This is a genomic window from Chlamydia ibidis 10-1398/6 (assembly GCF_000454725.1).
Classification (GTDB): Bacteria; Chlamydiota; Chlamydiia; order Chlamydiales; family Chlamydiaceae; genus Chlamydia; species Chlamydia ibidis.
In genome coordinates, this window is sequence record NZ_APJW01000002.1 from 210,700 (window position 1) to 223,230 (window position 12,531).

The window sequence follows — 12,531 nt, forward strand, 5'->3', positions numbered from 1 at the left end:
TTGCGTTATAAGTTATTATGGATTGTTTAGTTGCATCCCTATATTGATGTTTTTTCTTAGACTATCTCAACACCTGTTTTCCAATTTAGACTTCAAAGAATGGTTACTTCTTAAATTCCCAGATTATAAAGAACCTATTCTAGCTATAGTAGATACAGCTTATCACTCAACAGCAAGTAGCATAGGTCTTGTGCTGCTTGGTAGTTTTTTTGTATTTTGCTGGGCAGGCATCCTTATGCTTCTGTCTCTAGAAGATGGGCTAAATAAAATATTTCGCGTAGGACACACTTCAATATCTATTCAACGTTTAATCGCTTATCTAGTGATTACATTAATTAGTCCTATGGTATTCATTATTTTCTGTGGTTCATGGATTTATATCACACAAATAATGCCAACCCAGTACTCACGCATATTTTCACTAAACTATTCGATGACAATTCTATATGTAATCTCTCAAATGCTTCCGTATTTTCTAATCTATCTAACATTATTTTGTTGTTATGCGTTTTTACCTAGGGTATCTGTACAAAAAAAGTTTGCCCTAATCTCAGCATTAATTATTGGCAGCGTGTGGGTGGTTTTTCAAAGATTATTTTTTATTCTTCAGTTTCACCTATTCAACTATAGTTTTACCTATGGAGCACTGGTAGCTCTACCCTCTTTTCTCTTGCTTCTTTATTGTTATGCCATCATTTATCTCTTCGGTGGAGCCTTTACATTTCTGATGCAAAATCAAGGCTTCCATTTTGAATATGCCGGGAAAAAACCTCTGCCAGATTCGTACTTTAAAGCAACCATTTGCATTTATTTACTCTCCGTTATTTTGAAAAATTTTGACAAAGCTCTACCTTCTCCAACAGAACAGAGCTTGGCAAAAGATTCCAAAATTCCAATAGGTGAAATCTCCCAATCTTTAAATATTTTAGAAAAAGAAGGTTTAATTATTACCCATAATAATAATCTTAAACCTGCCTTCAATATCTCTAACCTTACCATTCAACAAGTGTTAGATAAATTATTCAATTTATCAGAGTTATTACATGCAGATCACAATGCTACGATTAGAAATATTCAGGAAAGATTAAAACATGTTTTTCATGAAGGAACTCAAAGTTCTTATAATATGACACTTTCGGAGCTTTCTAAGAAACTAAAATGAAGCGCATATCCTGGTACAAATCTTTCATAATCTTCTTCGGTATTGGTTTTCTGATATCTTTTTTAAGCCTTGTTCCTACGATATTATCTAAAGGATCAGGGAAATACTTATTCCTTACTCTGCTAAACAAGGAAACTGGCCTAACCTGTCATGTTGATGAACTTAGTTTATCTTGGTTTGGTCCACAATCTGCTAAAAAAATTAAAATTTTTGGGAAAAATAAAGAGGCAGAAACATTTATAGCAGAAAAAATAGACATACAAGGTTCTTTGGTACGTCTTCTTTTATACAGACAACCTAAGGGAATCCATGTATCTGGCTGGCATTTAGAAGTTGACGAAACCCTATCTATTGATAATCCCTCCGTTGAAAATCTGGACCCAGGTGCTTGTGCCTCCTACTTAAAAAATAGTTCCGTATTACTAGAACATGGATCTATTACAATGCACACCATACGAGGAACGACTCTTACTTTATCGGGATTTTATTTTGAGAAGACTCCTCATAAACTTATCATTAAAGGTTTGATTAAAGAAAGAGAAACAACAGGAAGAATCTTAGTAGAAAGTTCGTTTGCGCCTAAAGTGGACATTTTAGCCCAACTAGATAATGTCCCCTTATCATTTTTTAAGCTCTTTATAACTTCGTCATTTTTTGACCGCATCCTTTCAGAAGAAGAAGCTATTAATCTACAAGCTACTGCAGAACAAGACAATGGACAAATTTTAATGACAGTGAAAGCAGAGGGAAGCGAAACAAAAGCGAATCTCAAAGGATATATTCACAACTCATCTTTTCATATCATTGAGGGCAGCGGTTCTTTTATAGAACTTCAGCCTAAAATTTCTTCTTTTTGGTGCTCAGAGTTCCTCTCATTACCTGGCAGAGCACGAAGCGACCGCGCCTATATCCGAATAGAAAAAGCAAACATACCTCTGGATATCGCAAGATGGAAGCACTCTGAACTATCAGCAAATATGATTTTGCCTGAGATATACTTAGATACACCCGACCCTAATCTTTCGATACAGATGAATGACATTGAAGTAGGGATTAAAAAAACATCCAGATTCTTAAATGTGCGAGGAGCCAGTACACTAGCACTAGGGGGATCCTCTCAATCTCACGTCCGTGGCTTCCTATCTATGGATAGTAAAAAAAAGAAAACAACATTCTACCTGCATCAAGATATTTTGCCACACACATATATAAGGGCTTTATTCCCTGCCCCATTATCCATAAATCTGCCTTTAGAAGTCTCTTACTATTCATTGGAAATGCAGGGAGAAAATAAAAATGGGCATATCCTTATGGACGTGCTCCTGAATAATCCTTTGTTAAAAATGAGTTGTTCTTTCTCAGGAACATGGCCGTCATTACTATTTCAAGGACAAGGGTCCTATTACTTAACCGAGAACTTAAAAAAGAAATTTTCTCAAAATTTTTCTCATGTAGAAACTATATTTTCTGGGAAAATGCAAATCCTTCAACATTTATATTTCCCAAAACTTTCAGGGAAAATCTCTGCAGGAGAAAATGAACTCTTCTTTCATGCAAAATTAGGCAAACCAAATGAACCTATAACCAGGACAACATGTTCCTCACTTATTCATGGAAAAATTTTTCTATTTCCACTACGAGTAATTTCATCTAAACTAGCCCCGCTACAAATGACCAAGGGGACTTTCTCTCTACATACAGATGGGAGTAAGTCATTAGCAAAAGGAAATCTACAGATCTTAATAGAAGATCCAGAAAATCCTACCTTAACTCCATCAAGAATTCTGCTCCCCAATTTATTGATCTCCTGTGCGGATTCTTCCAAGGATATTGCGGGAAATAATATCGCGTTACAAGCTTCTGGTGAAGTCATCGACTTTCCTATTGATCGTCTATTAAAACTTCAAAATAAAGAAGCAAAATTATCCACTTATGTAGGAGTAACTGGCGATATGTCGTTCTCCATCCACTATAATACGAAAGATGAGGACCGTTTAGTATTGTTGTCCTCGTTCAAAACAGAGGCCTTAAAAGGTGATGTGAAATTGGTAATGGATGAAGATATGTTATTGTCATCCAAAACAGAAGGAACATTAGAATGGGAAGTATCTCCCGAACGGTATCAATCTTTCTTTTCTAATGCATCATGCTTACCCTCTTGCCTACTGCATAGAACAGCGACAACCCGTCTTGAGATATCTAAAATATCCTGTGCTGATCAAAAAACAGGATTATCATGTCTTTCTTTATTAACCGAAGGTGGGTTTTCTGGATATTTGACATCTAGTCCTTTGATTTTCTATGACCATACTTCAAAAGATACTTTCATTATTAATAATTTTTCTGGATCTTTGAAATCCAATAACTTGGATACAAAAATAGAGTACGATTTAAAAGGTACCTGCCTATCTGCAACACAGGATCATAAACTACCAGCAGAATTATCGATTCAAGGTTCTTTTGAACACCTATTAACACCTTCACAAAGGATATTTTTACAAAATGCAGAATGGCAAAACATCCCCTCCTCTTTTATTACGGGTATTTTCCCTATTTCTCGCGCTGTAAAAACAAAAATATCCTCACTAGCTGGCCCCAGAATACATGTTTTCATTAAAAATGAAATTTCTCAAGGCACAGGACCAGTCACCATTAAAGTAGATTCTGCTAATTTACAAGCTTATATTCCCCTAGTGTTGACCGAAAAAGCCATCCTCCTTAATGACAATCTTACAGCAACTCTGCAGATTAATGAGGAAATTAATAAAGCGTTTTTACAAGAATTTAACCCCTTAATTTCAGGCAGCGCGTATTCACAATACCCTGTACTATTGCACGTAAGTAAAGAAAACTTTTATCTTCCAATACGCCCCTACTCTTTCGAAGAGTTCAGAATACAATCTGCATTTTTGGATTTTGGAAAAATTTCGATTGCAAATTCGGGCACTATGTACGATTTATTCCAATTTCTAGACATAGAAGAAAATAAACAATTCGTCGAGTCTTGGTTCACACCTATATTCTTTTCAGTACAAAAAGGAAGTATTATCTGTAAAAGATTCGATGCTTTAATTGATAACAGGATCCGCTTAGCCCTCTGGGGAAAGACCGACATTATCAGAGATCAGATTCACATGACTTTGGGAATCGACCCAGAAGTTATAAAAAAGTACTTCCATAACACATCATTAAAAACGAAAAATTTCTTTCTAATTAAAATACGCGGATCTATCGCATCACCAGAATTTGACTGGTCATCGGCTTATGCACGCATCGCACTACTCAAAAGTTACACAATAGCAGGCCCATTCAATAGCTTGGCTGACAAGTTATTCTCGTCTCTAGGCGACTCTACTCCCCCACAAACTGTATCACCCTTACCTTGGGAAGAAGAGAAGGAAAATGAAAAAGCAAAATATAATCATTAGCTTTTTTTAAATATTTGGAGTGCACTTATCAAAGTATGCATACAAGGGATGATCGCGTTCTAATTCACCGTTTTCTGAATCATAGCTACCAATAATAGACCCGTTCTCTACAAGATAAACCTTGTCTAAACAACGTTTTATAAAATACATATCGTGAGTAGATATTGCTAATGTGAGTTTTCGTTCTTTTAAAGATTCTAAAAGCTTCTCAAATGCAGAAGTAGAAAAAGGATCTAATGCAGAAGTCGGTTCATCAAAAAGAATTGTACGTTTATTTAAACACAGAGCTCTCGCAATAGCAACACGTTGTTTCTGCCCTCCAGATAATTCATGTGGATAACGATCGAATAAACTTTCGATTTCTAGCATCTGCAATAGAGTATGGGTTTGATCCAATGCTTCTTCTTTACTTTTCCCTTGCACTATCATCTGCGGATGAACACAATTCCCAAGCACGGTCATGTGTGGAAATAACTCTGGTTGTTGAAACACTAATGCAGGAGATTCCCCCTTAATAATGATTTCTCCATAACTAGGCTTAATAAGCCCGGCTAAGCTCCTAAATATAGTTGTTTTTCCAGAACCACTTTTTCCTAAAAAAAATGTTATTCTTCCCTCTTCTAAAATAAAAGATATATCTGATAACACTTCCCTATCTTTTATAGAATAAGTAAGATGCTCTACTCTAACTGTCATACTTCTTTTTCCTCTCAGCAAATCTAGCAATATAAGCGAATGCGGAAGTCATAAGTAAATACAACCCAGCCGTAATTGTATACATCTCCATAGGATTCAATTCTCTAGCAACGATATCACGAGAAACCTTAGTCAGCTCCGGCACCCCAACAACCATTAAAATACTGCTTTCTTTAATCAAAGTAATAAATTCATTAGTTAAAGAGGGAAGGATATTTCTAAGAACTTGAGGATATATTATGTAGATAAAAATCTGATGCCTTTTATATCCCAAAACTTTAGCAGATTCCCATTGTCCTAAAGATAAAGCATTAATTCCTCCACGAACACTCTCTCCGAGGTAGGCAGCAGAATTAATACTCAAAGCAATTAGTCCGGCAACTAAAGGAGAAGGATCTAGTTTACTTATTGAAGGAAGACCAAAATATATAATTAAAATCTGAATAAATAAGGGGGTGCCACGAATAATATTCACATAGGCATTACCTATACAACGAAGAGTACGAGACGAGCAATAGCGAGAAGTTACCGTACCTATAGATAAGCCCAATATGAACCCGAATACTATAGAAACACTGCTGATAAACAAAGTATACGCACATCCACGCAGAATGAGTCTTTCTATAAACAAAGGAACACCATAGGATGCATATTTATTAGAATAAATTCATAATTATGCGGTCAAGACAAGAAAATACGCAAGAAGTTTCCGATTTCTTTGGATAATATGGCGATTTTATCCTCTTGGATCGGGGATACGAAGATAGTATCATCCCCCGCAAGGGTTCCTAGAATTTTTTTAGAAAATTCTTTGTCAATTAGTCCCGCAATCCAAGAAGCAGAACCAGGAGCAGTGCGGACCACAATTAAAGAATTATTATGATGCACTGCGAAAACTAACTTATGAAATCGAAGATCATCTTGAGAGTGGGGTAGAGAATAATAGGCCCCATGTTCTGTGGACTTCCTAATTGCACCCACCTTACGCAACCAACGAGATATGGAAGATTGGGTGATGTCTATACCAAGAGAGCCAAGTTTAATACAAATTTCTTCTTGCGTTGCAGCTCCCTCTTGCATTAGAATTTCTTTTAGCCTTTCTCCTACGTCCGTTTTCTTTTCCATCTAGTTTCCTCCAACTTTTCCTTGCCGATATTCTGATCTCCCCTCTACTATTGTTCGGGTAAGTTATGTCTGCTTTTTTGGTTGTTTATGCTCACATTAGGCTTAGAAAGCTCTTGCGACGAGACTTCTTGCTCTCTGATTTCTTCCCATAAAGATATACTAGCAAATGTTATAGCATCTCAAGACATTCATGCCACTTATGGAGGAGTCGTTCCAGAGCTAGCCTCTAGGGCTCATCTTCATGCATTCCCTCAGGTAGTTTCTCACGCTCTGAAAACAGCCGGGGTTTCGTTAAGTGATGTCGAGCTTATATCTGTCACACACACACCTGGTCTCATCGGTTCTCTTGCTATTGGAGTAAACTTCGCCAAAGGGTTAGCAACAGGATGCCAAAAACCACTTATTGGTGTAAATCACGTAGAAGCTCATCTTTATGCAGCTTATATGACTTCAGACCAAATAGAATTTCCTGCAATAGGGTTAGTTGTGTCAGGGGCTCACACTTCAGTATTCCTTATGGAGAACCCGATTACTTACAAGTTAATCGGGAAAACTCGAGATGATGCTATTGGGGAAACGTTTGACAAGGTAGCAAGATTCTTAGGCCTACCCTATCCCGGAGGTCAGTTAATTGAATCCTTTGCAACACGAGGTTCTGAGAACACCTACAAATTTTCTCCCAGCAAATTGCCAGGATACGATTTTTCCTTTAGTGGTTTGAAAACTGCTGTACTCTATGCTATTAAAGGCAACAATAGTAATCAGCGTACCCCTATTCCAAAACTATCAGAACAAGAAAAATATGACCTTGCAGCTTCATTTCAAAAAGCTGCTTGCACAACGATTGCGCAAAAACTTTCGTCTATTGTAAAAGAATTTTCTTGTAGATCCGTCTTAATAGGAGGCGGTGTTGCGAATAATAGATATCTTCGCAATTTACTACAGAAAGCTACGGATTTACCAATATTCGCTCCCCCCCCATCGTTATGTACAGATAACGCCGCAATGATTGCTGGTTTAGGAAGAGAGCTTTTTCTGTCAAATCATTTACCTTCGAGAATAACTCCATGCGCAAGATATCACTGGGAATCTGTTTCAGAATCTGGATCTCCTCAGCTTTCTTGCTAACTAGTTGCAGTGCCACCCGATCTTCATCCGGAGAATTAGTGGTAAATATGAAAGATGATCCTAGATCTTTGGACCCAAGAGAAGTTCGCCTGCTTTCTGATATTAATCTGATTAAACATCTCTATGAGGGGCTTGTTCAGGAGATCCCTGGAACGGAAATTCTAGAACCCGCATTAGCAAAAAGTTATGAAATTTCCCAAGATAGAAAAACATATACCTTCAAACTAAGGGAAGCTTTCTGGAGTAATGGGGATAGGATTCAAGCTCAGGATTTCGTTGATTCATGGAAACAAATTATTACTGAGGAAATCTCTAGCATCTATACTTTCGCGTTATCTCCTATAAAAAACGTAAATAATATTCAGAAAGGTTTAGCCGAGTTAGATAGTGTTGGATTTTATGCTAAAGATGACACTACTATAATTATTGAATTAGAAGAAGCTACTGCGCATTTTTTACAACTTCTTGCTTTGCCAATTTTCTTCCCAGTACATAAAACACAAAGGCAACGTTCTCCTAATTTACCAATAACAACTAGTGCGTTCTATCCTAAAAAAATCAAACAAAAACAGTGGCTTAAACTTGCTAAAAATCCGCACTATTACAATAAGGACAAGGTTAGCACCCAGAGAATTACTATTCATTTCATCCCAGACCCCAATACCGCAGCGCTTATGTTTAATCAGGGTAAACTCCACTGGCAAGGGCCTCCTTGGGGGCAACCGATCCCTAAAGAAACCCTAGCCCATCTGCAATCTAAAGGGCACTTACATTCTTTTGACGTACTAGGTACCTCGTGGCTTACTTTTAATGTAAATACTCCTCCTCTCAACCATATTAAGTTACGTAAAGCTTTGTCATTAGCTATAGATAAGAACGCTCTAGTGTCAACGATTTTTTTGGATAAAGCAAAACCTACGGACCATCTCTTACCCAGAAATTTGCACACCTATCCTGCGAGCAATATTATGAGCCAACAAGAAAGGGTCCGGTTAGCAAAACAACTATTTCAAGAAGCTTTACAAGAACTTGGAATATGCTCAAAAGACCTAGAAAATTTGTCTATCATCTTCCCCTCAACTTCACCTACTAATGCCCTACTAGTTCAAATGATTCGAGAGCAATGGAAAGAAACTCTAGGATTCGTTATTCCAATTTTCGGAAAAGAATTTTCAGTTCTTCAGTCAGATCTATCTTCGGGAAACTTTTTCCTAGCTACAGGAGGCTGGTTCGCAGATTTTCCTGATCCAATGGCTTTTCTTACTATTTTTGCGGACCCGTTCGGAATTGCTCCATATGTCATTCATCAAAAAGAATTCCAAAATCTCATACACACAATTCAAAAAGAAACAGATCCCCAAAAGCGTGCAATTATGATATCTGAAGCCGCGCTATATCTAGAGAAATTTCATATAATCGAACCAATATATCATGATGCTATACAATGCGCTTTCCATAGAAAATTGAATAATTTAGGTTTTTCCTCAACAGGAGTAGTTGATTTTCGCTATATTAGAGAACCCTGATTCCTTTTTTCAACCCCAAAAAATACCTTTTATTAAAAAGATCAAATACGTAACCTCTATTTCCCTGCAGTGCTCTGATTGCGGTTAATGAGTTGGAATCGGTTTGTTTTATGATGTCTAGGAAATGCTAGATTGAATTCAAGGGATGTGGGCATGGGCCTGCCCCCAGCGATTAGGCTGATGCTTTCCATTAATAAAACCACATGAGTATTTTTTCTCTATGATTCGTAAGTCTTGGCTTGCTTTTGTTTCTCTTCTTCTTCCCCTAAGTAGCTGCCAGTCCGATACTCTGAAGCAATCACAGTCTTTGATCATCGCCATCCATGACGACCCCTCTTCTCTATCTCCTGCAGAAGCCAAGCGCGCTTTGGACTTATCCGTAGCTAAAATGACTTTCGATAGTTTAACAAGAGAGAATACTCTTAGGCCTGATTGCATTGAAATGGCATTAGCTAGTCATTATACTGTATCCGAAGACCTTTTAGAATATACTTTTTTTATTCGTGAGAATGCTCGCTGGAGCAATGGTGCACAAATCACAGCTAAAGATGTTATCGAATCTTGGAGCCATGCTCGATCTTATTCTCCGCATAGTGAACTATTTTCTGGTATCGACTTCTATGAAAGCTCGCCTTTATCAGTTACTATTACTCTAAAAAACCCAAATCCAAAACTACTTCATTTATTAGCATTCCCTGCTTTTTCCATATTTAACCCTCACAATTTGAACCTCTATACAGGCCCATTTCGGGTAATTTCATATACCCCTGGTCACTGTATGCTGCTTAAAAAAAACCCTTACTACTATGACAAAGAAAAATTAAATATTAGCAATATCAGTCTTTTAGTTATTCCTGATATTCATACCGCATTTTTGCTACTCAATAAGAAAAAAATACATTGGCTAGGTCAGCCTTGGCATCAGGGTCTTCCAAAAGAATTAAAAAATGCTCCCCATCTCCACTATGTTGAATATCCAATAGAGGGGACATTTTGGCTCGTGTTAAATACGAAGCATCCAAAACTCAAAGAACTTCAGAATCGCTATAGATTCGCTGCAGCGATTAATAAACAAGCTCTTGTTGATTACGCTTTGCAAGGCAACCAGTTGCCTGCATTCGGAATATCAAGGAATTCTTCTGTACAAATTAACTACCAGATACAGACAAAAATTACTCCGCCAGAAAAGCTTACCCTAACTTATCCTGCAAATATCTTAAGATGTCAGAGAATCGCAGAAATATTGAAAGAGCAATGCAAATCTGTGGGGATAGATTTATTTTTAGAAGGTGTTGAGTACCATGTGTTTAACAACCGAAGAAATATTCACGATTTTACAATTGCTACAGCAACGGGGATCTCCTGCTATCACGGTGCGCCTATTCTTCCTCATGAAGAAAAACTCCTGAAAAATCTAGAGATCATTCCTTTGTATCATATGAGTTACGACTATCTTAGCTCAAAAATTATGGATAATGTAATTTATAATGCTTCCGGTTCCGTTGATTTAAAATATACGTCTCTGAGTAATTAGCGGGAACAAAATTATTTTTATCAACTTCTCCTGAAAAGAGTTGTTTCTGTATATTCTTGGGGGCACAGTTCATATGTGTCGGATTTATGACATATTACACCTTGAGATAAAACAGCTTATGTCTATTAAAACTCTCCGAAAATTTTCCTTTTTGTGCTTCTTATTCATTCCACTAGCTTCAGGATGTCACCAGTTTAAACTTGCTACTTTGCAAAAAGAGTTGCGGATTGGGATGTCCTACGATCCAGTATCTCTCGATCCACGAGCTACCTACTTAAAAAAAGATATTTCTATAGCCAAAGTATTATACGAGGGTATCTCGCGTGAAAAATTAAGCAGCGGAGAAGTTATTTTAGGCATAGCTGATAGCTATACTCTAGATGAGTCAGAATGTACCTACACTTTCCGCCTGAAAAATACTTTTTGGTCAAATGGCGATCCTCTAACAGCCCATGATTTTGAAGCATCTATAAAACAGATTTATTCTAAAGAATTATCTATATCTCAACACAATCTTCTCCATACCATAAAGAACTCGAAAAGAGTACTAGAAGGAGAACCTATAGAGATTCTTGGAGTAAGAGCTATTGAGGATTATATATTAGAAATTCAGTTAGAAAATCCTATAGATAATTTCCTAGAAATTCTCTCCCACCCGCTTTTTTTCCCTGTACATAAATCTTTAAGAGAGCGGTATTGCAATTCTGAAAAGCAAACTATCTACATATCTAATGGCCCTTTTATTATAAGAGAATACCTCCCTCAAAAGCATCTTATTGTCGAAAAAAATCCCTACTATCATTCTGAAGAGAAAGTCAAACTTCAATCAATTATTTTTAAAATTGTCTCAGACCCCCATACTGCAGTAAAATTATTTAAGAATAATCTTATTGATATTCTCGGCAACCCATGGATTTCTACAATCCCTAAAGAAATTTTTCTTCACGCCTCTGAAAAAGAGAGACATATCTACCCTGTATGCGCTACATCACTATTAATTTATAATTTACATACCAGTGCCCTTGCTAATAAAGCACTAAGAAAAGCTATCAGTTACTCCATAGATAAGGAAGCTCTTATTTCCCTTGTTAATGTAGGTAGAATTGCAAGATCGTTCATTCCACCAGAGCTCTCTAAATTAACTCCTAATCATCTAACTATGACACAACAAGAAAGAGAACATAAAGCCCGACAATATTTCAAAGAAGCGATGACTACTCTATCGCCAGAACAAATTTCCGAACTGGTGATCATCTACCCCTTTGAGTCAACTGCAGTTTCTTTAGTAGTTCAGGAAATACAACAACAAATAAAGCGCGTTTTAGGAATTCATATCCCCATACAAGGAACAGAGTACTTTTGTTTTTTAGAAAAAAGAAAACAAGGGGATTTTTATATTTCGATGGGCGGGTGGATTGCAGAGTATCTAGATGCGAAAAATTTCTTGTCAACCATAGGGAGCCCAACTGTTTCTGAGGGTTACAGACTCTCTAAATGGGAACACCCTGTTTATAATGATTTAATAAAAAAATATAGCAGTAATTCTTTCTCTGTAGAGGATCAAATTTATGCTGAAGAGTTAATACAAGAAGAGAGCCCAATATTCCCACTATATCATTACAACTATGCATATATTGCTAGGCCAGGGATTACGAATATTTACGCTTCTCCTTTGGGCCACATAGATCTCCGAGGAGTTGAAATAGTTAATTAACTTTGAAACATGAACATAATCTTCTTACATGAAGCAGATTATATAAAACATAGCAAGTATTTTTATTGAAGACCGATAAACATCAGCGTATACTTTATTCCTCATAACGACTACTCGTTGTCATAAAAGAGTCGTGATAAATGATCGTTCTTCAAGGACAGTAATCCCTCCAAAATGGGCATGAGAGACATAATCACAAAAACTACAGCACTCGCGTT

9 protein-coding genes are annotated in these 12,531 nt (G+C 36.9%); 6 read left to right on the forward strand and 3 right to left on the reverse strand.

All coding sequences use genetic code 11. The features are described 5' to 3' along the window. The first annotated feature begins 7 nt into the window (after positions 1 to 7). Positions 8 to 1,162, forward strand: a complete 1,155-nt coding sequence (locus tag H359_RS03000) for a YihY/virulence factor BrkB family protein (protein WP_407918994.1) — start codon at positions 8 to 10, stop codon at positions 1,160 to 1,162. Continuing rightward, positions 1,159 to 4,590 carry a hypothetical protein gene (locus H359_RS03005; RefSeq protein ID WP_020370201.1) on the forward strand — a complete coding sequence of 1,144 codons (3,432 nt, stop codon included), beginning with the start codon at positions 1,159 to 1,161 and terminating at the stop codon, positions 4,588 to 4,590. Before H359_RS03000 ends, H359_RS03005 begins: the two co-directional genes overlap by 4 nt. 6 nt (positions 4,591 to 4,596) lie before the next feature. Here the strand turns inward: H359_RS03005 and H359_RS03010 are convergent, their stop codons facing one another. From H359_RS03010 to argR, 3 genes are read right to left on the reverse strand one after another with little or no spacing between them, the layout of a single operon-like run. Further along, the gene (locus H359_RS03010) at positions 4,597 to 5,286 is read right to left on the reverse strand and encodes an ATP-binding cassette domain-containing protein (protein ID WP_020370202.1); all 690 of its coding nucleotides are present in this window, start codon (positions 5,284 to 5,286) and stop codon (positions 4,597 to 4,599) included. After that, positions 5,276 to 5,917, reverse strand: a complete 642-nt coding sequence (locus H359_RS03015) for an amino acid ABC transporter permease (protein WP_021119578.1) — start codon at positions 5,915 to 5,917, stop codon at positions 5,276 to 5,278. Before H359_RS03015 ends, H359_RS03010 begins: the two co-directional genes overlap by 11 nt. Positions 5,918 to 5,967: 50 nt before the next feature. Beyond that, on the reverse strand, positions 5,968 to 6,411 hold the full coding sequence (gene argR / locus H359_RS03020; protein WP_020370204.1) for an arginine repressor: 444 nt from the start codon (positions 6,409 to 6,411) through the stop codon (positions 5,968 to 5,970). 87 nt (positions 6,412 to 6,498) lie between these two features. Between argR and tsaD the strand changes: the two genes are divergently transcribed. The 4 genes from tsaD (at position 6,499) to H359_RS03040 (ending at position 12,313) form a co-directional block, all read left to right on the forward strand. Next, positions 6,499 to 7,539: a tRNA (adenosine(37)-N6)-threonylcarbamoyltransferase complex transferase subunit TsaD gene (gene tsaD / locus H359_RS03025; protein WP_020370205.1), complete on the forward strand. Its 1,041-nt coding sequence runs from the start codon at positions 6,499 to 6,501 to the stop codon at positions 7,537 to 7,539. Continuing rightward, on the forward strand, positions 7,479 to 9,065 hold the full coding sequence (locus H359_RS03030; protein ID WP_035392045.1) for a peptide ABC transporter substrate-binding protein: 1,587 nt from the start codon (positions 7,479 to 7,481) through the stop codon (positions 9,063 to 9,065). Before tsaD ends, H359_RS03030 begins: the two co-directional genes overlap by 61 nt. A gap of 223 nt (positions 9,066 to 9,288) precedes the next feature. Further along, positions 9,289 to 10,599 carry an ABC transporter substrate-binding protein gene (locus tag H359_RS03035; protein ID WP_407918995.1) on the forward strand — a complete coding sequence of 437 codons (1,311 nt, stop codon included), beginning with the start codon at positions 9,289 to 9,291 and terminating at the stop codon, positions 10,597 to 10,599. Between the two features lie 118 nt (positions 10,600 to 10,717). Then, positions 10,718 to 12,313 (forward strand): peptide ABC transporter substrate-binding protein, encoded by a 1,596-nt coding sequence (locus H359_RS03040; RefSeq protein WP_020370208.1) that lies wholly within the window; start codon positions 10,718 to 10,720, stop codon positions 12,311 to 12,313. Positions 12,314 to 12,531: the final 218 nt, after the last annotated feature.

Excerpts from the sequence above, each read along its gene's own strand:
- H359_RS03005 (WP_020370201.1), top strand. The coding sequence starts at position 1,159 with ATGAAGCGCATATCCTGGTACAAATCTTTCATAATCTTCTTCGGTATT.
- H359_RS03010 (WP_020370202.1), bottom strand. The coding sequence starts at position 5,286 with ATGACAGTTAGAGTAGAGCATCTTACTTATTCTATAAAAGATAGGGAA.
- argR (WP_020370204.1), bottom strand. The coding sequence starts at position 6,411 with ATGGAAAAGAAAACGGACGTAGGAGAAAGGCTAAAAGAAATTCTAATG.
- tsaD (WP_020370205.1), top strand. The coding sequence starts at position 6,499 with ATGCTCACATTAGGCTTAGAAAGCTCTTGCGACGAGACTTCTTGCTCT.
- H359_RS03030 (WP_035392045.1), top strand. The coding sequence starts at position 7,479 with ATGCGCAAGATATCACTGGGAATCTGTTTCAGAATCTGGATCTCCTCA.
- H359_RS03040 (WP_020370208.1), top strand. The coding sequence starts at position 10,718 with ATGTCTATTAAAACTCTCCGAAAATTTTCCTTTTTGTGCTTCTTATTC.